This is a genomic window from Novosphingobium sp. FG137 (assembly GCF_057809735.1).
On sequence record NZ_JBMDKN010000002.1, the window covers coordinates 805,238 to 824,786 of the forward strand.

General features: G+C 63.7%; 19 protein-coding genes and 1 tRNA gene. 7 read left to right on the forward strand and 13 right to left on the reverse strand.

Translation table 11 applies throughout. The annotated features are described in order from the left end of the window. Positions 1 to 215 precede the first annotated feature (215 nt). Complete coding sequence (gene dnaA / locus ACODS2_RS09530; protein WP_298170889.1) at positions 216 to 1,619, forward strand: chromosomal replication initiator protein DnaA; 1,404 nt, start codon at positions 216 to 218, stop codon at positions 1,617 to 1,619. Between the two features lie 52 nt (positions 1,620 to 1,671). On the opposite strand, the gene ACODS2_RS09535 is transcribed toward dnaA, so the two are convergent. Continuing rightward, positions 1,672 to 2,673 carry an aldo/keto reductase gene (locus ACODS2_RS09535; RefSeq protein ID WP_488998582.1) on the reverse strand — a complete coding sequence of 334 codons (1,002 nt, stop codon included), beginning with the start codon at positions 2,671 to 2,673 and terminating at the stop codon, positions 1,672 to 1,674. Positions 2,674 to 2,753: 80 nt separating this feature from the next. Next, positions 2,754 to 3,446: a YiaD family glycine zipper/OmpA-like lipoprotein gene (locus tag ACODS2_RS09540; protein WP_421836608.1), complete on the reverse strand. Its 693-nt coding sequence runs from the start codon at positions 3,444 to 3,446 to the stop codon at positions 2,754 to 2,756. A 157-nt stretch (positions 3,447 to 3,603) separates the two neighbouring features. Between ACODS2_RS09540 and ACODS2_RS09545 the strand changes: the two genes are divergently transcribed. Further along, positions 3,604 to 4,929 carry a hemolysin family protein gene (locus ACODS2_RS09545; protein ID WP_298170898.1) on the forward strand — a complete coding sequence of 442 codons (1,326 nt, stop codon included), beginning with the start codon at positions 3,604 to 3,606 and terminating at the stop codon, positions 4,927 to 4,929. A gap of 116 nt (positions 4,930 to 5,045) precedes the next feature. Here the strand turns inward: ACODS2_RS09545 and ACODS2_RS09550 are convergent, their stop codons facing one another. Genes ACODS2_RS09550 through ACODS2_RS09565 form a run of 4 tightly spaced genes read right to left on the reverse strand, consistent with a single transcriptional unit; the run spans position 5,046 to position 9,844 of the window. Then, entirely contained in the window at positions 5,046 to 5,459 is a 414-nt protein-coding gene (locus tag ACODS2_RS09550; RefSeq protein ID WP_298170900.1) for a DUF3035 domain-containing protein, read from the reverse strand. Further along, the gene (gene lspA, locus ACODS2_RS09555) at positions 5,459 to 6,004 is read right to left on the reverse strand and encodes a signal peptidase II (RefSeq protein WP_488998583.1); all 546 of its coding nucleotides are present in this window, start codon (positions 6,002 to 6,004) and stop codon (positions 5,459 to 5,461) included. Before lspA ends, ACODS2_RS09550 begins: the two co-directional genes overlap by 1 nt. Further along, positions 6,001 to 8,874 (reverse strand): isoleucine--tRNA ligase, encoded by a 2,874-nt coding sequence (gene ileS, locus ACODS2_RS09560; protein ID WP_488998584.1) that lies wholly within the window; start codon positions 8,872 to 8,874, stop codon positions 6,001 to 6,003. Before ileS ends, lspA begins: the two co-directional genes overlap by 4 nt. Before the next feature lie 49 nt (positions 8,875 to 8,923). Then, positions 8,924 to 9,844, reverse strand: coding sequence for a glycerophosphodiester phosphodiesterase family protein (locus ACODS2_RS09565; protein ID WP_488998585.1), 921 nt, complete (start codon positions 9,842 to 9,844; stop codon positions 8,924 to 8,926). A gap of 234 nt (positions 9,845 to 10,078) precedes the next feature. Between ACODS2_RS09565 and ACODS2_RS09570 the strand changes: the two genes are divergently transcribed. After that, positions 10,079 to 10,576: a tryptophan-rich sensory protein gene (locus tag ACODS2_RS09570; protein ID WP_488998586.1), complete on the forward strand. Its 498-nt coding sequence runs from the start codon at positions 10,079 to 10,081 to the stop codon at positions 10,574 to 10,576. On the opposite strand, the gene ACODS2_RS09575 is transcribed toward ACODS2_RS09570, so the two are convergent. The 6 genes from ACODS2_RS09575 to ACODS2_RS09600 form a co-directional block, all read right to left on the reverse strand. Continuing rightward, positions 10,561 to 11,493, reverse strand: coding sequence for a bifunctional riboflavin kinase/FAD synthetase (locus ACODS2_RS09575; RefSeq protein WP_488998587.1), 933 nt, complete (start codon positions 11,491 to 11,493; stop codon positions 10,561 to 10,563). The genes ACODS2_RS09570 and ACODS2_RS09575 overlap by 16 nt on opposite strands. Then, on the reverse strand, positions 11,493 to 11,981 hold the full coding sequence (locus tag ACODS2_RS09580; protein ID WP_488998588.1) for a dihydrofolate reductase: 489 nt from the start codon (positions 11,979 to 11,981) through the stop codon (positions 11,493 to 11,495). The genes ACODS2_RS09575 and ACODS2_RS09580 overlap by 1 nt, the downstream gene beginning before the upstream one ends. Beyond that, positions 11,982 to 13,037, reverse strand: a complete 1,056-nt coding sequence (locus ACODS2_RS09585; RefSeq protein WP_488998589.1) for a 5-(carboxyamino)imidazole ribonucleotide synthase — start codon at positions 13,035 to 13,037, stop codon at positions 11,982 to 11,984. Positions 13,038 to 13,041: 4 nt separating this feature from the next. Continuing rightward, complete coding sequence (gene purE, locus ACODS2_RS09590) at positions 13,042 to 13,530, reverse strand: 5-(carboxyamino)imidazole ribonucleotide mutase (protein WP_488998590.1); 489 nt, start codon at positions 13,528 to 13,530, stop codon at positions 13,042 to 13,044. Between the two features lie 30 nt (positions 13,531 to 13,560). Continuing rightward, positions 13,561 to 14,247, reverse strand: coding sequence for a 2,3-diphosphoglycerate-dependent phosphoglycerate mutase (gene gpmA, locus ACODS2_RS09595; protein WP_298170926.1), 687 nt, complete (start codon positions 14,245 to 14,247; stop codon positions 13,561 to 13,563). A gap of 138 nt (positions 14,248 to 14,385) precedes the next feature. Continuing rightward, entirely contained in the window at positions 14,386 to 14,550 is a 165-nt protein-coding gene (locus ACODS2_RS09600) for a hypothetical protein (protein ID WP_488998591.1), read from the reverse strand. A 126-nt stretch (positions 14,551 to 14,676) separates the two neighbouring features. On the opposite strand from ACODS2_RS09600, the gene ACODS2_RS09605 reads away from it, so the two are divergent. The 3 genes from ACODS2_RS09605 (at position 14,677) to ACODS2_RS09615 (ending at position 17,307) form a co-directional block, all read left to right on the forward strand. Next, positions 14,677 to 14,751, forward strand: a tRNA-Thr gene (locus ACODS2_RS09605). An 81-nt stretch (positions 14,752 to 14,832) separates the two neighbouring features. Further along, positions 14,833 to 16,332: a DUF6538 domain-containing protein gene (locus tag ACODS2_RS09610; RefSeq protein ID WP_488998592.1), complete on the forward strand. Its 1,500-nt coding sequence runs from the start codon at positions 14,833 to 14,835 to the stop codon at positions 16,330 to 16,332. A 399-nt stretch (positions 16,333 to 16,731) separates the two neighbouring features. Then, positions 16,732 to 17,307 carry a hypothetical protein gene (locus ACODS2_RS09615; RefSeq protein ID WP_488998593.1) on the forward strand — a complete coding sequence of 192 codons (576 nt, stop codon included), beginning with the start codon at positions 16,732 to 16,734 and terminating at the stop codon, positions 17,305 to 17,307. 512 nt (positions 17,308 to 17,819) lie between these two features. Here the strand turns inward: ACODS2_RS09615 and ACODS2_RS09620 are convergent. Next, complete coding sequence (locus tag ACODS2_RS09620) at positions 17,820 to 18,410, reverse strand: recombinase family protein (protein ID WP_488998594.1); 591 nt, start codon at positions 18,408 to 18,410, stop codon at positions 17,820 to 17,822. Between the two features lie 262 nt (positions 18,411 to 18,672). Here ACODS2_RS09620 and ACODS2_RS09625 point away from each other — a divergent pair, with 262 nt between their 5' ends. Beyond that, positions 18,673 to 18,963, forward strand: a complete 291-nt coding sequence (locus tag ACODS2_RS09625; protein WP_488998595.1) for a hypothetical protein — start codon at positions 18,673 to 18,675, stop codon at positions 18,961 to 18,963. The last annotated feature ends 586 nt before the right edge of the window (positions 18,964 to 19,549 follow it).

Below are 19,549 nucleotides of genomic sequence, written 5' to 3' on the forward strand. Positions count from 1 at the left end.
TTCGGGGTCACGACATTCGCAAGTTTCATGACCGGGAGCAGGGGTGCTTTCCCGGTACGGGGTAGGACTATGCCTGCGGCAGGGGGTGCTGAAGCAGGCGATCTGGGTGAGGGTAGCGGCGCGTGAAAATGGATGAATTTGCAGGCGGCGGTGGACGGGGCACCGCAGCCCAAGCGGCTGACGCCGCACCAAGCAGAAAAGGACGGGACAACGCGATGATCGAGGACCAGGAAGCGCTCGATCTTGCGGCAGATTGGGCCGATATCAGCCAGGGCCTGAAGAAGGACCTCGGCCCGCAACTTCACAGCCAGTGGATCAAGCCGATTCAGGTCGGCACGTTCTGCAAGGAAACCGGGACGCTCGACCTGTTCCTGCCGACCGAGTTTTCCGCGAACTGGGTGGCCGACCGCTTTGCCGACCGGCTTTCGCTGGCATGGAAGATCGCGCGTTCGGAAGTGCGCCAAGTGCGCATCACCGTTCACCCGCGCCGCCGTGCGATGCCGGAACTGCGCATGGGTGGCATGCCCGCCAACGATACCGGGCCGATCACGCCGGTGCAGCGCCAGCCGGCGATGCCGCTCAGCGCCGATGCCGCCGTGACGGGGCTGGATCCCTCGCTGACCTTCGCCGAATTCGTTTCGGGCTCGGCCAACGTCCTGGCAGTCAACGCCGCACAGCGTATGGCCGCGCTGGAAACGCCGCAGTTCTCGCCGCTCTACCTCAAGGGCGCGACGGGACAGGGCAAGACACACCTGCTCCACGCCATCGGCCACGCCTATGCCGCCGCCCGCCCGGGCGCGCGCATCTTCTACTGCTCGGCCGAGCGCTTCATGATCGAGTTCGTGCAGGCCATGCGCTCGAACGAGATGCTGGAATTCAAGGCCCGCCTGCGCGGGTTCGACCTGCTGCTGGTCGACGACATCCAGTTCATCATCGGCAAGGCCTCCACGCAGGAGGAATTCCTCCACACGATCGATGCACTGATGAGCGCAGGCAAGCGCCTCGTCGTCGCTGCCGATCGTGCGCCGCAAGCCTTGGACGGGGTCGAGCAACGCTTGCTCTCGCGCCTCTCGATGGGCCTCGTCGCGGATATCCAGCCGGCCGACATCGACCTGCGCCGCAAGATCCTCGAACACCGCCTCGCGCGCTTTACCAGCACGCAGGTGCCGGCAGACGTGATCGAGTTCCTCGCCCGCACGATCAATCGCAACGTGCGCGAACTCGTAGGCGGGCTCAACAAGCTGATCGCCTATGCGCAGCTTACCGGTCAGCCGGTCTCGCTCCAGCTCGCCGAGGAACAGCTCACCGATATCCTCTCGGCCAACCGCCGCCGCATCACGATCGATGAGATCCAGCGGATGGTCTGCCAGTTCTACCGCGTCGACCGCACCGAAATGGCCAGCAAGCGCCGTGCCCGCGCAGTCGTGCGCCCGCGGCAGGTCGCGATGTACCTCGCCAAGGTGCTGACGCCGCGCTCATATCCGGAAATCGGCCGCAAGTTCGGCGGGCGCGATCACTCGACCGTGATCCACGCGGTGCGCCTGATCGAGGAACTGCGCACACGCGACGCCGATATGGACGGCGATGTGCGGACCTTGCTGCGGCAATTGGAAGATTGAAGAACCAGGGAAACCGCGAGGGCCATCGCCCTCGCGGTCCCAGGGGCTGTGTTCAAGCCGCCTCGAACTCTTCCGTATCGATCGTCGCCTGCATCACCGGACCATAGCGGTGGCCGGCCACGGTCTGGTGATTGATCAGCGCGTCGACCTCGGCAACCAGCGCCGCCGAAGGCTCCCAGTCCCACCGCGCGATGTTCTCGGCGAGGTGATCCTGCCGCGAAGTGCCCGGAATCGCCACGACATGCGGCCCCCGCGCCAGCACCCAGCCCAGCGCCAGCTGTGCCGCCGTTACGCCTTCGCGCGCTGCCAGCGCGGCGAAAGCTTCCGCAAGCGTGAGGTTGTGCGCCCAGTTCTCGCCCTGAAAGCGCGGCATGTTCGGCCGGATATCACCCTTGGGCATCGCGGCGGGATCGGGCCGCTCATCCACAAGCAGCCCGCGGCAGACAGGCGAGAACGCCACGAAGGTGATGCCCAGCTCGCGGCAGGTCTCCAGCACCGCGATTTCGGGATTGCGCGTCATCGGCGAGTATTCGGTCTGCAGCGCGGCAATAGGATGCTCGGCATGGGCGCGGCGCACGGTTTCGGACGACATTTCCGAAAGGCCGATCCCGCCGATCTTGCCCTCGCGCACCAGATCGCCCAGCGCGCCGACCGATTCCTCGATCGGCACGGTGAAATCGCGGCGATGGAGGTAGTAGAGATCGATGTGATCGGTCTTGAGCAGCCGCAGCGAAGTCTCGAGCGCACCCCGGATCGTCTCGGGCTTGCAATCGATCCGCCGCGCCTTGCCGTCGACGATGATCCCGGTCTTGCTGGCGAGGAAGAAGCGGTTGCGATGGCCGGACAGGGCCTCGCCGATCAGCGTCTCGTTGTGGCCGTCGCCATAGATCCGCGCGGTATCGAGGTGATCGTAACCCAGATCAAGCGCGCGGGTGAGGAGGCTCTTGCCGTCCTCGTCGCTCGGCGGAGTGCCATAGGCCCAGCTCAGCGACATGCAGCCAAGGCCGATGGGGTTGGTCTCGCGACCGGCAATCGTGCGGCGGGTAAAGGTCATGGCAGCGCTCCTTTTCGCAAGGAGCGATGCCAGCCGGGCCGACACGACGTCAACCCGGCTGGACTAGGCTATTTCACCAGTTACTGCCCCTGGCGCGCGCGGGCGACATCATCCTGCGTCACCGGCACGATCTTGATTTCCACGCGGCGGTTGGCCGAACGGCCTTCCTCGGTGGCGTTTGAGGCAATTGGCTGGCTCTCGCCAAGGCCCTGGCTGCGGATGCGCGGCGCCGAAACCCCGCGCGAGGTGAGATAGTCCGCCACCGCTCTGGCGCGGTTTTCCGAAAGGCGCTGGTTGTAGGCATCCGAACCGGTCGAATCGGTGTGACCGGTCACGTCGATCAGCGAATCCGGATACTGCACCAGGCTCTGCGCCACCTTGTCGAGCGTGTCGCGGAAGCCGGGCTTGATCACCGTGCTGTCGGTATCGAACGTCACGCCGTTGGGCAGATTGACGAGGATCGCCTTGCCGCCATCGACCGGGCTGACGTCCACGCCGGTGCCGGCGGTCTGCTCGCGCAGCTGCTTGATCTGCTTGTCATAGGTGTAGCCCACCGCCGCGCCCGCCACGCCGCCGATGCCCGCGCCGATGATGCGGCCGGTGCCGCCGCCAATGAGGCCGCCCAGCAGCAGACCCGCCAGCGCGCCGCCGCCTGCACCGATCGCAGTGCGAGAAACCTTCTGCTGGCCGGTGTTGGGATCGGTCACGCAGGCCGAGAGGCTGACGAGCGAAACAGCGCAAAGGCTGGATACAAGAACGCGCCGGATTTTCATGGTACTTCCCCTGTGAACGGACTCTCCCGAGAGTGTCCCTGTAATTGAACGACTGCCGCCTCTTGCGGTTCCAGCGTGCTTATTCGCCCTATCATCCTGAACGCTAGCCGAATAGCAGCCCTTCATGCGGCGGCGCAAATCTGCTAGCGCTTCCCGCGTGACCCCTTATCCTTGGCCAGACGCCTTCATCATCCTCGGGCTGGTCCTTCTCAACGCCCTGTTTTCCATGACGGAACTGGCGATCGTCTCGGCACGCCCCGCCCGGCTGAAGGTCGCGGCAGAGGGCGGCAGCAAGGGCGCAAAACTGGCGCTCGAACTCGCGGCAGATCCCGGCAAGCTGCTCTCCACCGCCCAGATCGGCATCACCTTGATCGGCATCATCGCGGGTGCCTACTCCGGCGCAAGCCTTGGCGGACCGACCGGCGAACGCCTCGCTGCGCTCGGCCTGCCCGGTGAATGGGCCCCCATCGTCGGCTTCGTGCTGGTCATTGCGATCACCACCTACCTCAGCCTCGTCGTCGGCGAACTGGTGCCCAAGCAGCTCGCCCTGCGCGCGGCCGAGCCGATCGCCATCGTCGCCGCCGCGCCGATGCGGTTGATGGCCCGCGCCACGGCCCCCTTCGTGTGGACGCTCGACAGTTCCTCCTCGCTGCTGCTGCGCCTCTTCGGCGTGAACCGCACCGCCGAGCAGGACGTGACGGCCGAGGAACTCCACATGATCTTCGCCGAAGCGACCCGCTCCGGCGTGATCGAGGAAGACGAGCGCGCGCTGATGACCGGCATCATGCGCCTCGCCGATCGCCCCGTTCGCGAAGTGATGACCCCGCGCACCGAGTTGCACTGGATCGAGCGCCGTGCGCCGGAAACCGAATTGCGCGCCGCCATCGCCGATAGCCCGCATTCGCTGCTCCTCGTCGCCGATGGCTCGGTCGATAACGTGGTCGGCGTGGTCAAGGTGCGCGATGTGCTCTCTGTGCTCCTGCGCGGCCGCAAGGTCATGCTCGCGCGGCTGATGAAGAAGCCTGCCATCGTGCCCGACCAGCTCGATACGATGGACGCTCTGCGGGTGATCCAGCACGCCGAAATCGCCATCGCGCTCGTCCACGACGAGTACGGCCATCTCGAAGGGATCATCACTCCGGCGGACCTGCTCGATGCGATCGTCGGCAATTTCGTCGGGCATGGCGACGAAGGCGACGGGCCGATGATCGTGGAGCGCGAGGATGGCTCGTTGCTGCTATCGGGCGCGCTCCCCGCCGATGCGCTGGCGGACCGGCTCTCCATCGAACTCCCCGAAGACCGGGATTTCGCCACCGCCGCCGGCTTCGCGCTCTCGGTGCTCAAGCGCCTGCCGAGCGAAGGCGAGCATTTCCACGATCAGGGGTGGCGTTTCGAAGTGGTCGATATGGACGGCCGCAAGATCGACAAGCTGCTGGCCAGCAAGGTCAAGCCCGCCCACACCGCGCCGGTGCTGGACGGCTGAGGCCGGGAACTCGTGACCAACCCTTCGTCATTGCGAGCGTAGCGAAGCAATCCAGAGCACCATGCACTGACGCCCTGGATTGCTTCGCTACGCTAGCAATGACGAAGTACGGGAAATCAGCCCGGAATCTGCGCCCGCGCCTCGCGCCCGTCGCCTTCCGGCGCGGCCAGGATATCGCGCACCGCGGCGCCCTTGGCCACGGTCTTGGTCTTGGGATCGCCGACCACGTTACGGATGCCCACGGCCGAAGCCCCCGCCTTGCCCAGCGCATCGGTTTCCACCGCGCTGCGCGGGGCCGTGCCGCCGAACAGGGCATCGAGCGCCTGCTTCGAGCTATCGACATCCTGCGGGCGCGGTGCGCCGGGGTTAGGCGGCATCAGCGCGAAATCGGGCGGCACCACCAGCGGCGCCTGCCGGCTCACCGCGAATTCGTCAGGCCGGATGCGGTTGAACAGCGAGCCCCCCTGCGAGCACGCGCCAAGCAGCGTTGCGCCACCGGCAAGCATCAGGATGGTGAGGGACTTACGCATCAAACAGTCTCCGTGGCGGTATCATTGTCAGCATCCGCCGCTTCGGCGGGCTTTTCGCGCGAAAGCAGCGACCGGGCAAGCAGTATCAGCACGCCGCAGGTGATCGCGGCATCCGCGAGGTTGAAGATCAGGAACGGACGCCACTGGCCGATGTGGAGATCGGCATAGTCGATCACATAGCCGCGCGTAGACCGGTCGTAGATATTGCCAAGCGCCCCGCCCAGCACCAGCGCCAGCGCGGCAATCTCGCCCAGCACCTTCTCGCGGAGCATCCACACCGCGACGCCGCAGGCAATCAGACCGGTCATCGCCAGCAGCACGAGCTTGGTCTCGCTCGAATCCGCCGTGAACATGCCGTAGGAAACGCCGTAGTTCTCGGTCCAGCGCAGATCGAAGAACGGCAGCAGCTTGATGAGGCCGACCGCCTGCAGATCGAGCGGCCCCGCCACGAACGCCTTGATCCCCCGGTCCAGCGCGAAGACGCCCAGCGCCAGACCAAACCCGGTAGCGCGCCCATTTGCGAGACGGACCGCAGGGCTCCTCATGCCGGCAGCCCCGCCACCACGTCGTCGCACCGGGCGCAGAGCGCGCCGTCCTCGGTCACTTCGGGCAGGTGCCGCCAGCAGCGGCCGCACTTGTGGTGGGAAGTACGCGACACGCCAACACTAGCCCCAGGCCCAAGCCATGCCTTAATTGGCTTTCCATCTAATATGAGATCGACCTCGGATCGAGCCTTTGTTTCGGTCGATCTTACTAGGACGTCGCTGGTAATCAGAAATTCGGCCCAGTCGATCTCAATTTCCTCAAAATCTCTAGATACAGTTAGCGAGATGCTGGCTTCAAGGCTCGATCCAAGCTCTTTGTCTCGCCGTTTCTCTTCGATCGCATGCAGCGCTGTTGAGCGGACCTGACGCGCGAGATGCCAAAGTTCATATTTCTTCTTGTCTAGCTTTACGTGCATTCTCTTCGACAGAGTCAACAAATGCACGCTGCCCCGGTCCGGGAACCGCGTCGTCCACACTTCTTCCGCCGTGAACACCAGCACCGGCGCGGCATAGCGCACCAGCGCGTGGAACAGCACATCGAGCACCGACCGATAGGCGCGCCGCTTCGGGTCCGCAGACGCATCGCAATAGAGGCAGTCCTTGCGGATATCGAAGTAGAACGCGGACAAATCCTCGTTGCAGAAATCGATCAGCACGCGGGTGTAGGTGTTGAAATCGAAATCCGCGATGGCCTGCCGCAGCGTCACATCAAGCTCGCTCAGCCGGTGCAGCATATAGCGCTCCAGCTCCGGCATATCCGCCGCTTCCACGCCCTCGGTTTCCCAATCGAACCCTTCGAGCGCGCCCAGCAGATAGCGGAAGGTGTTGCGCAGCTTGCGATACTGGTCCGCCACGCCGCCAAGGATTTCCTTCCCGATCCGGTGGTCCTCGGTGAAATCGACCGAAAGCGCCCAAAGCCGCAGGATATCCGCGCCATATTCCTTCATCAGGTCGATGGGCGAGATCGTGTTGCCCAAGGACTTGGACATTTTCATGCCCTTCTGGTCCATGGTGAAGCCGTGCGTCAGCACCGCCTTGTAGGGCGCATGGCCGCGCGTGGCGCAGGCTTCGAGCAGCGAGGACTGGAACCAGCCGCGATGCTGGTCAGAGCCTTCGAGATAGAGATCGGCATGGGGGCCGGTGTAGCCTTCGGGGCGCAGCAGATCGGGCCACTTGCCCGATTCGAGCACGAAGGCATGCGTGCTGCCGCTATCGAACCACACGTCCAGAATGTCGGTGACGCGCTCGTAGTCCTCAAGCTTGTAGTCCGCGCCAAGATACTCCTGCGCGCGCTCCTCGCTCCACGCATCGACGCCGCCGGCCCGCACCGCCGCCACGATCCGCGCATTGACGGCGGGATCATTGAGGTACTGGCCGGTCTTGCGATCCACAAACAGCGTGATCGGCACGCCCCACGCGCGCTGGCGCGAGAGCACCCAGTCCGGCCGACCCTCGACCATCGCGCGAATGCGGTTCTCACCCTTTTCCGGAACCCAGCGGGTATCGGAAATGGCCTTCGTCGCCTTCTCGCGCAGCGTGCCGCCGGTGCTTTCGCGGTCCATCGGCACAAACCACTGCGGCGTGCAGCGATAGATCACCTTGGCCTTCGAACGCCACGAATGCGGGTAGGAATGCTTGTAATCCGCCGAAGCCGCCACCAGCCCGCCCGCCTCGCGCAGCGCCTCGCAGATCGGGCCATCGGGCGCATTGAACTTGGGATTGATGACAGAGCCTTGTCCGCCGAGCCAGCCCCAGTCCGCGCGGTACTTGCCATCCCCCTCGACCGCGAAGACCGGCTCGATCCCGTGTGCCTTGCACAGCGCAAAGTCGTCCTCGCCATGGTCCGGCGCCATATGGACAAGGCCGGTGCCGCTGTCAGTCGTGACGAAATCGCCGGGGAGCATGGGGCGCGGCTTGGCGAAAAACCCACCGAGCGCGTGCATCGGGTGGCGGACGATGGCGTCTGCCAAGGCACCAGCCTTAAGAGGCCCATACCCGCGATCGACAGAGCTAACGCCCAAGCGCCCGAGGAATGCCGACTCAAGATCGAGCGCATAGACAAAACGGCGGCCACCAACTTCAGAGACTACGTAGTCAACCTCTGGCCCATAGGCGATTGCCTGGTTAACCGGGATCGTCCACGGCGTGGTCGTCCAGATCACCACGAATGCGCCGGCCAAAGATGGTTCGTTGGGCGACTCCACAATCTCGAACGCCACGTCGATCTGGGTCGAGACGATATCCTCGTACTCGATCTCCGCCTCGGCCAGCGCGGTCTTCTCAACCGGCGACCACATCACCGGCTTCGCGCCGCGATAGAGCTGCCCGCTCTCGGCAAACTTGAGCAGTTCGCCGACGATGGTGCCTTCCGCTTCCGGGTCCATCGTCAGGTACGGGTGGTCCCAATCGCCCTGGATGCCGAGCCGCTTGAGCTGCTCGCGCTGCACGTCCACCCACTTCTGGGCATAGGCGCGGCATTCGGCGCGGAATTCGACCGGCGGAACTTCGTCCTTGTTCTTCTTCTTCTTGCGGTACTCTTCCTCGACCTTCCACTCGATGGGCAGGCCGTGGCAATCCCAGCCGGGCACATAGGGCGCGTCCTTGCCGAGCAGGCTCTGCGTGCGGCAGACCATGTCCTTGAGGATATGGTTGAGCGCATGGCCGATATGCATGTCGCCATTGGCATAAGGCGGGCCGTCATGAAGAATGAACTTCTCCGCGCCCGCACGCGCCTCGCGCAGCTGCTGGTAGAGCCCCTCATCCTGCCAGCGCGAAAGAATGCCCGGCTCCTTCTGGGGGAGGCCGGCCTTCATCGGGAAATCGGTCTTCGGCAGGAAGACGGTCGAACGGTAGTCTGGAGCTTCGGTCATGATCGGCGGGCCTTAGCGAAGCGCCGGGATTCCTGCAAACACTCGCGCGTCAGTCGGTCGAAGCATCATCGCGCTCCTGCGCCGCCAGCGCCTCGGCATTGGTGCGCTTGTCGAGCGCGGGGCGCAGCGCTGGCCCCACCGTCCAGTAATCATCGACCATGACATGGCCCCGAAAGGTGATCGGCACAGACGGCAGATCGCGCGCATGGAGCAGCCCCGCGCCGGTGCTGCTGCGCACCGCGAGGACCTGCCCGCCGGTCGCCGTGATGCGGTTCACGGTCAGATTGGGCCAGCCCCACAGCGTGAACGTCGCATCGAGCGGCGCGATCATCGTGGTGCCCTTGCAGCTGGCAGGCAACAGGCCGGTCCAGCCGCTCATGCGGTAGGCCGATGTGCAGGCCGCCGCCTGCGCCGGATCGAACGCCCAGCTCTTCGGCCAGGCCGCGCGGATCACCGCAAGCGCGGCTGGCCCTGCGCTGAAGCCGTCCTCCGTGGCCACCGGATCGCGCCCCATCGCCTTGAGCTTCGCCACCAGCACCCTCGCGCCCTGCGCATCATCGGCCACGAGGCGGAAGAAATAGCGGCCTCTGGGATCGGCCTCGATCACCTCGTCCAGTGTCGGGATCGTGTTGCGCGCGTTGCCGCGCAGGGGGAAGGTCTTGCCTCCGTCCGCGGTGTAGCCATAGCCCGGATCGAGCGCCTGAATCGCGGCAAGCGACTGGGCCGAAAACGACCCCTTCCCGTTGCTGCGGCAATCGAGCGCGGCATCGGGATAGAGCACCAGCGCATCGTCGGCGGTACGCACCACATCAAGCGTCACGAGGTCCGCCCCCATGCGCCGCGCCATCTGCACCGATCGCGCGGTATCGGCGATGTAATCATGCAGTGGCGGGAGGATCGCCTGCGCCGGGCATGAGCTTGTACGCCCGGACGGTGTGTATTGCTGCGAAATACCGCCATTTGCGATCAATCTCAGGTGCCCCCTCGGATTGTCCGCCAGCCAACTCGCATTGACAAACGTGAGTGCCAGAAAGCCGAGAGCGCCCAAAAACGCCAGACCACGAAGCCAGATCACTGAAAAACGCGCCCCCAAGACTGCGTTGGATTTGAAAAGCATTGCTCGCGCAGCCTTGGCACCAAGTCAAACGCTTCCTCGCGGCGCTGCGGATGGCGCATCATCGCGCCTTGCGCTAGACTGCCCTGCATGGCCTCCCAGCACCACGCGCACCGCAGTCCGCTCCTCCGTGCCGAGGGGCGATGGGCGCTCGCCGCCAATGTCGGCCTGCTCATCGCCGCCACCATTGCGATCAACGGCTTTCTCTTCGCCATCGGCTGGGCGCGGCCGAGCGGCCGTCAGATGCCAATGATCCCGCCGGGTGCCGTGGTCGGCCTGATCTGGACCGTTTTGCTTGGCCTGATGGGCGCGGCGCGCTGGTCCTATGTGCGCGGCAGCGGCGATAGCGGCTGGCGTTCGTGGACGCCGTACATGCTTGCTGCGCTGTGCATCGCCTATCCGTTCTACACCGGCGGATTGCAGCGCAATGATGCGGCGTTCTGGGGCACTGTCGCCACCCTGATCGCGGCCGTAGCAGTGATGTTCGTGCTGCGCCGGGGCGATGCGCGCGCACCGTGGCTGCTTGTCCCCACCGCCTTCTGGGGCGGCTACGTGCTCAGCGTGATGATTGCCTACCCGTCGGCCTGATCGAGCAGCCGCCGCGCTTCATCGCAATCGCGCCCCATCTGCGCAACGAGCGCATCAAGGCTATCGAATTTCGCCTCACCGCGCAGGAAGTGGTGGAATGCCACTTCGATCTCCTGCCCGTAGAGATCGCCGCTGAAGTCGAAGAAATGCGGCTCGAGCAATTCCTTGGGCGGATCGAACGTAGGACGGATGCCGATATTCGCCGCGCCCTTGAGCACGCGGCCGTCAGGAAGATGCCCCGTCACCGCATAGATACCGTAGCGCGGCCGCAGATAGCTGCCGATATCAAGGTTGGCCGTCGGGAAGTTGATCGTCCGCCCCACCTTGTCGCCATGCTGCACCGGGCCGCGGATCGCGAAAGGCCGCGTCAGCAGCCGCGCGGCCTCCTGCGGATCGCCCGCCACCAGCGCCTCGCGGATGCGGCTGGAGGAAACGACCTCGCCGTCCAGCAGCACCGGGCCAACCGCGCGCGTTTCCAGCCCCACCGCAGCGCCGACATCGCGCAGGACGCCGACATTCCCGCCCCGCGCCCGGCCGAAGGTGAAGTCCTCGCCCGTCACCACCGCCGCCGCGCCGAGCCGGTCTGACAGCAGATCGCGCACGAAGGCCTCCGCCGGCATCGCCGCCATCGCGCCGTCGAATCCGAACACCAGCATCGCATCCGCCCCGGCCTCGGTAAACAGCGCCTCGCGCTGATCCAGCGTGGTCAGGCGGAACGGCGGCGCATCGGGCTTGAAGTGGCGCACCGGATGCGGATCGAAGGTGGCGATGATCGCGGGCCGACCTTGCTCGCGTGCCCAGCGCACCGCTTCGCCCGCCACGGCTTGGTGGCCGAGATGAAACCCATCGAAATTGCCTAGCGCGATGACGCCGCCGCGCAAGGCTTCGGGCATGGGCTCGCTGGCATGGACGCGCATCAGGCCGCGCCCCGGACAAAGGTCACGAAATCATGCGCCGGATAGCTGCCCTCGGCTGCAAAGCTTGCTCGTGCGGTTTCCCGCCAGGGCGCCGCCGGATAGGGCATCCGCGTATCTCCGGCATAGTCGCCCTGCACTTCGGTCAGCTCGAACCGGTGCGCCAGCCCCTCGAACTGCGCAAACACATCCGCGCCGCCGATCACCGCCACCTCGCCGTCCCCGGCCAGCGCCAGCGCGCCCGCAACATCGTGCACGACCTCCGCACCGGGGGCCGACCAGCCGGCATCACGCGTCAGCACGATATGCCGCCGCCCCGGCAGCAGCCCCGGCAGCGAGGCAAATGTCTTGCGCCCCATGATCATCGGCTTCCCCATGGTCAGCGCCTTGAAGCGCTTGAGGTCTGCGGGCAAGCGCCACGGAAGGGCACCCTTGTCGCCAATCGTACCATCATCGGCGCGCGCAACAATCAGCATGACGGTCTGTGCCATTCAGAGCACCAGCCGCGTCACATGGCCCATCTTGCGCCCGGGCCGCACCGCCGCCTTGCCATAAAGATGCAAGTGGTTGGCCGGATCGGACAGGATCGCAGGCCAGTCGTGCGCCTCGTCACCGATCAGGTTGTCCATCACCACGCCCGCCGCGCAAAGCTCGGTCGAACCCAGCGGCAGTCCGCAAATCGCGCGAACGTGGTTCTCGAATTGCGAGGTGAGCGCGCCCTCGATCGTCCAGTGCCCGGAATTGTGCACGCGCGGCGCCATTTCGTTGAACACCGGGCCGTCTGCCGTGGCGAAGAACTCCAGCGTCAGCACGCCGACATGGCCGAGCGCATCCGCCACCTGCTTCGCCAGCGCCCTTGCAGCATCCACTAGCGCACGCACCGCATCGCCTGCCGGCACCACCGACTGGCTCAGGATGCCAGCCTTGTGCGCATTCTGCGCCGAATCCCAGAAGCGCACGTCACCATCCGCCCCGCGCACGAGGATCACCGAAAACTCGGCATCAAACTGCACGAAGCCTTCATAGACGAGCGGAACCTGCGGCAGGTCCAGCCCGGCGGCATCCTCCGGCGTCATGATCCGCCACTGGCCCTTGCCGTCATAGCCGTCGCGCCGGGTCTTGAGGATTCCCGGGGTGCCGATCTTCGCAATCGCTGCCGCCAGATCGGCGGCGCTGTCGACCGTGGCCCAGGGCGCGGGCCGTCCGCCCAGCGCTTCGACGAAGCTCTTTTCCGCCGCGCGGTCCTGCGCCACTTCCAGCGAACGCGTGCCCGGATGCAACGCCGCATCGCCCAGCGCGGCGAGCGGCGCGACCGGCACGTTCTCGAACTCGTAGGTCACCACCGCGCAGGCCTTGCCGAATGCGGCCAGCGCATCGGCATCATACCAGCCCGCACAAGTGAACCCCGCGCAGACATCCGCCGCGATCGAATCCGCCTCGGGCGCATAGACATGGCAGCGATAGCCAAGGTTCGCAGCGGCAAGCGCGATCATCCGGCCAAGCTGCCCGCCGCCCAGAATGCCGATGGTCTCGCCAGGAGCGATCATGCCGTCACACCGGAAACTCGGCGACCGAATCGGTCTGCGCCGCGCGCCACGCCACCAGCCGCTCGCTCAGCGCCGGATCGGAGAGCGCGAGGATCGAAGCCGCCAGCAGCGCCGCATTGGTGGCTCCCGCCGCGCCAATGGCCAGCGTGCCGACGGGAATGCCGCCCGGCATCTGCACGATGGAGAGCAGGCTATCGAGCCCCTTGAGCGCCTTGGACTGCACCGGCACGCCCAGCACCGGCAGATACGTCATCGAAGCGATCATCCCCGGCAAGTGCGCTGCGCCGCCTGCGCCTGCGATGATGACCTGGATGCCTGTCGCCGCGGCGCCCTTGGCGAAGGTCACCAGCCGGTCCGGCGTGCGATGCGCCGAAACGATCCGGCACTCATGCGCCACGCCCAGCTTTTCCAGCACGGCCGCGCCGTTCTGCATGGTCTCCCAGTCAGACTGGCTGCCCATCACGATAGCGACCTTTGCCGCGCCGTCAGTCATCCCCATGCATCCCCTCGCAGACGGTGCGCCTCAGCGCTCCGACAGGTAGTAGCGCTCGATCTCGCCCAGATCGTCGTCCAGTTCATAGACAATCGGCTGCCCGGTTGGAATCTCGAGCCCGGTGATATCGGCGTCCGAAATGCCCGAAAGGTGCTTCACCAGCGCGCGCAGCGAATTGCCGTGTGCGGAAACCAGCACCGTCTCACCGCTACGCAGCGCGGGGGCGATCTTCTCGTCCCAGCAGGGCAGCACGCGTGCGATGGTGTCCTTGAGGCTCTCGGTGTTCGGCACATCGATCCCGGCATAGCGCGGGTCGCTCGCCAGATCGAACTCGCTGCCCGCTTCCAGCGGCGGCGGCGGAATGTCGAAGCTGCGGCGCCAGATCTTTACCTGTTCGTCGCCGTGCTTCGCCGCCGTCTCTGCCTTGTCGAGCCCGGTCAGCCCGCCATAGTGCCGTTCGTTGAGCCGCCAGTCCTTGTCTTCGGGAATCCAGATACGGCCCGCCGCTTCCAGCGCCAGATGCAGCGTCTTGATCGCGCGCTTCTGGAGCGAGGTGAACGCGGTGGTCGGCAGGATGCCCTTGGCTTTCAGCAGCTCGCCCGCAGCAAACGCCTCGGCCGCGCCTTTCTCGGTCACGTCTACATCCCACCAGCCGGTGAAGCGGTTTTCGAGGTTCCACTGCGACTGGCCGTGGCGGATCAGGATCAGGCGGGGCATCGTCGTCCTTCGCAAGCTGCGGATGAAACAAGGGCGCGGACCTAGCGCCCGCCCGCGCTTTTGGAAAGGGGCGCTATGGAAAGCCCCAGTCCCTTCACCTCATCTTGAGCTTGTCGAAGGAGGGAGCAGCGGCGCGCGCTAGGCCTGCGAAGGCTCATCACCCCCGTCGGCTACTTCCTCCGTGGTGCCCATGGCCCGAGCCTGCGCTTTCCGGCGGCGCAAGTTTTCGCGCAGCCGCTGCGCCAGGCGCTCCTCGCGGGTCGGCGCAGGTTTGTCTTCGGATGCGGTGGTCTTGTCAGTCATCGCGGCCGTCTCTGCCGCGCGGGCGCAAAGCCTGCAAGCCTGTCCTTGACAAACGCAAGCCCCGCCGCCAAAGCGCCCGCCTGCCCGCCCCGGCGTTGCCCGGCGTAAGGCATGCGGAAATGGTGTGCTGCTGTAGCTCAGTGGTAGAGCGCATCCTTGGTAAGGCTGAGGTCGGGAGTTCAATCCTCCCCAGCAGCACCATTTCCCCGGCGGAAATCCGCCAATTTGGCTGAAAATCGAGGGTTTTGACGGCTGGCTGTTACATCCGTAACGGAGAAGCGCATGTGCACTCACCTCGATAAGACCGGCTCAACATACTATTTCCGCCGCACCGTTCCAGACGACCTGATCGGATGCTTCACAACCGCCACGGGCAAGGCCCGGACGGAATGGAAGTTCAGCCTCCGCACAAAGGACAAGGAAGAGGCCAAGCGTCTACTGCGGCCTCATGTGAGCCAGACAGACAATCTCATCGACGACGCCCGTGATGCCCTGAGGATTGCCCCCAAGCCAGCCTCAGCCGTGCTTGAAGCCAAAGATCGTGCGCAGGAGGAGCAAGCGGCACAGGCCGCGTTGGATGCTGAAAGCAAGGAGCGGCGGTTAGCGCGGTCTGAACTGCGTACTCTTTGGCATCGGCGGCGACGGATGCGAACGGAAGAACTGCTTCCAGAGCAAGCGGCTGCTATCGACCTTATCAGAGAGAAAGACGTTGAACTTGCGGAGCTGCGCAGGGCTGTGGAGGTTATGCAGGCGGGGAATGACCGGCTGGGCATACCGAGGCCGCTCGCAAAGGTGCCGAGTGGTACGATAGCGCCCGAGGGGCGCATTGGGGCAAGCCCAGTCTTGAGCCTTACCGCATTGTTTGACGACTATGCCGCAAGCGGCGCAGCTACGGCCCACACTGTCGCAAAGTGGCGTGCGGCGGTAAGCGCCTTTGTGAAGCACCTAGGGCATGATGACGCCAAGTTGATTACGCGAGCGGATGTTTCCGACTGGCTAAAGGCTTTAGTCGCTTCTGGGCTATCGGTGCGCACGGTCAAGGGGACGTACCGGGCAGCCGTGGCCCGTGTCCTCAGCCTTGCACATGGGGACGGGCAGCTGGGGGAAAACGTCGCCGCGGGGATTGAGGTAAGAGGGCCAAAGGCAACCAAGACGAAGCGGGATGACATTTCCGATGATGAGGCGGCGGTGATCCTCAATGCTGCTCTTGGTCCGCAGAGCGGCGGGATCAACACTCACCACGCTTTAGCGCGGCGCTGGGGTCCTTGGATTTGCGCTTACACGGGTGCCAGGATTACAGAAGTTATGCAGATGCGCGTTTGCGACATCCGCAAAGAAGAGGGGACTTGGGTATTCCGGCTTACCCCGGAGGCGGGGTCGATTAAGAATGGCTCGCTCCGGCTCGTCCCAATCCACTCACACCTGATAGAACAGGGTGTGCTTGCACTGGGAGAGGGCGGAGCTGAGATACCACTCTTCTACGACATTGCCGCTTCACGCAGGCTGGACACCGTGCAGAAGCAGCCACAGCAAATGGGTAGCAAGCTGGCAATGTGGGTACGCAGTTTAGGCATCACGGAGGTGGCGTCACCAAACCACGGCTGGCGGCACCGGTTCAAGACGGTAGCGCGCTCGGTCGGCATCCCGGCGGAATTGCGTGATGCCATCCAAGGCCATGCTCCTCGCACCGAGGGAGAAAAATATGGCGGCCAGCCCGTTTCGGCACTGAAAGATGCAATCGAGCGCCTGCCTCGATACTGGATCAGGCCGCCAGCGACGTAATGCCATCACAGCCCCGGAGAGGCCGTCAGGAGCGCGACGGAGACACTCAGGCCCATCGCACCAGACCGACGCTCAACGCCCTGAGAGGGCGCTGGCTGAGCACGGCAGGAGCCGCCACCCGATCCCATGCCCTTGCATGAACCAACGGCAGCTTTCAGCGAGGATGGCGGAGGCGCTGAATGGCAGGAAAGTCGTGGAAAGCGGACATGGCAGGTATGCGCGGACGGCAGGGAATGGTGGGTAAGAGACCGTCCGCTTCTGGCAAAGGATTGTCGCTTAGCTGACGTTCGAGTGCAGCGCCCCGAAGGATTTGCCCGCAGTTCCCGCTCAACGGGATCACGAAAACCTATTGCTCTGCTCCTCAGCTTACCCCACTCATCCTGCTAGGAGGACTGGCCAGTGGATAGCAAACTGACATTGGAGATAATCTCCTCCGTCGCGTCTACCGTGATGTCGACTGTCTTAGCCGTGGTCGCACTTATTTTCAGCTATCGACAGAATATTGGCTGGGAGCCAGTGGCACTCGTTAGTAAGAATGGCATGGGCTGTGCAGTCCAGTCCGGTGATCAGTTTCTTAGCCTCGGAATCGAGTTCTGGAATCGCCGCAAGTATCCCCTGAGCCTGCGTGCCCTTATTGTCCGCGCAATCGGCGTCAAGTTGGTTGACGAAAGCTTTTACGGACCTTTCGAAGACTTTGTGAGTGGTAATATTCTAATACGCAAGACTGAGACAGTGCTAGGGCCGAACGAGAGTCTCCGCTTTGAAGTAGAACTACCTTTTCGCGATCAATCATTAGACGCGATGCGCGCAGAGTTGATTGTCGAGCTACTGTACTTCGATCCTCAAGCCAACAAGACCCGCACCACCACGCTTAAACACAAGCACTCCTATCCTGCAATGGGTTGGAATCTGACTGAAGAGGAGCGTGACAAGGCGCGTGCTGCATACAGAGCTGCATCCTCTGCCCAAAGTTAGTTCTCTGCGATGAGCAGCGACGGACACCCCATGGTTACCCCTAGTTACCCTTGGGTGTCGGCGGTATGATAGATCATTTATATTTCCCTAGGTTATGCATCATATGATTGATCGGGTATCTATGTTATGATGGTCTATATTATACAAGTCACTATACACGAACAATCCATATGGTTTCACCGTCCTATTACTGAATAGTTATCATTCCACTGTTACACTGTTTCTGGGTTCCATTGCTTTCCCTAGGGGTACCCTATCCTTCGGATAATATCCTTTCTAAGACAGATACACCTTAGCCGGAGCTTCCATTTTCTAGACGGTATCAAATCGCTTAGCTTTGTCCCGACCGGGCCGGGCAGTCCCCCGGTTATCCCTGTAACCCCCATGGTACCACAGGGGACCTCCCGCTCGCTTTGACAGCCTCGGGGCATCCCTGCCAACGGGGCAGAAATGAGACAGATACCCCGCGCCTTCACCAGCTACACCAACAAGGTTGCGGTGGAGCCCGCTAGCTAGTCGAGGGTCAGTGGGTCGATGCAGTACCGCTTGACCGTACTGGTCGAGATATTGAACTGCGCCGCTGTCTTGGCGATGCTCGCTTTGTTGTCATATCGCCATTTCCGCACAGCGCCCGCATCAGCGGCAAAGTCACGACCAAACTTGGCCTTGCCCCGGTGCGTCTTGCCTGTGCGCTCCAGCGCCTCCCTCGCGGTCCTGCGGCCATTCTCGCATCGCTCTGTAATGCGGTCTCGCTCCATGTTGGCGACTTGGGCGAGGACGGCAACGATAAGCTCACCCACCCCTCGACCAATCGGCCCAAGCCCGTGGACGTTCACGACCACCCCAGCATTGATCAAGTCCCGCACTGTCGCCTGAACGTCGAGTGCATCGCGGCCAAGTCGGTCAATGGCATAGACACAAACCTCGTCACCTTCGCGGACATAGGCGCGAAGCTGGGCAAAGCCGGGGCGGTTGGCTGCAAGAGTGGCACCACTTACCCCCTCGTCCGCAAACTCCTTGGCAAAGTCCCCACCGAGTGCAGCACGCTGCGCCTCAATGCTCTGGTCGCGGGTGCTGACGCGGTAGTAGGCAACTCGGCTCATGGCAGGCTCCACATTAGATCACAACTTACCTGCACCTTGTGAGCCACATGGATCATATGCGCAAGGTATATTTTGAGCCAATCGAATACGCCGGTTTTGCCGTGGCTCAGGACTTACAAGATTTGGACCATACGGCTTTCCTACGGATTCGAGCGCCCACGAATCCTCTTCCATTGGGCAAAAATAACCGCGTAAGGTCTACTCTGTCGTCGACGGCCAGCCAGTTGAGCCGGTACGACCACTGCAGGACAAAGGAGCGGTCATGGGTGGAGCTAAGCGCGATATGGAAGAGCAGGAGGCCATGTACGGTCTTGGCCTTAACATCTGTGTTGAAGCTGGGGCTATCGAAGAGTGCGAGTTTCACCCCGGCTCGTTCTATGAAGGGCAAGAGGATGTCGTGGAGGCCTACAAGTTGGCGGCCCGAAACACCAAAGCAGGCGCTTATGGCGACTTGTCTCAAACGGACGTAACCGACGCGGTTAAGCAAGCCTATGAGGACAACTGCGGGATTGACTACTGCTCTTCATGCGACCGAAACGCAGCAGATGGGTAACCATAGCAAACCTTAAGGGGTATGGGGGTTATTTCCGCTTGAATAATGGCAGGTTGGCCCTCGCGACGGCATGTCGATTTCAGGTCGAGCAGATTCGTGTGGAAAGCGTGCACAGCTACGCGACTAAACCTTTTCCCAGCGGGCAGGTTCGTATATTGTTCTTCTGCTTCCTAGCGACTCCCTTCTAGCTTGGCCCACCTTGGGTGCAAGTGATCGAGGCAGTGGCGAGCGCGTTGCCTCTGGCATCGCGTGGCACGTCGAGGGTTCGGCAACTCTGGTTGTCGGCCCTGGCCGAGCGGGACGCCCGCACGCCCCGGCTGAGACTGGCGAGGTCGGTATCCCGCATATTGCGGCCTGCCAGACGACCTCCGAACAAAAGTCTCGGGTGGAGCGGAGCGCCGCACAAGGGCTTGACGCCGCCAAAAAGCTGCTATGCTGATCGGGGGTAATGGTATGTGTGGTTGCGGAGACAAGCTGGCCAAGCAGGGTCGCCTCGGGCGGTTCAACTTGGTCTGTATGATGGTCGCCCTGCTTCTAGCTTGGCCCACCTTGGGTGCAAGTGATCGAGGCAGTGGCGAGCGCGTTG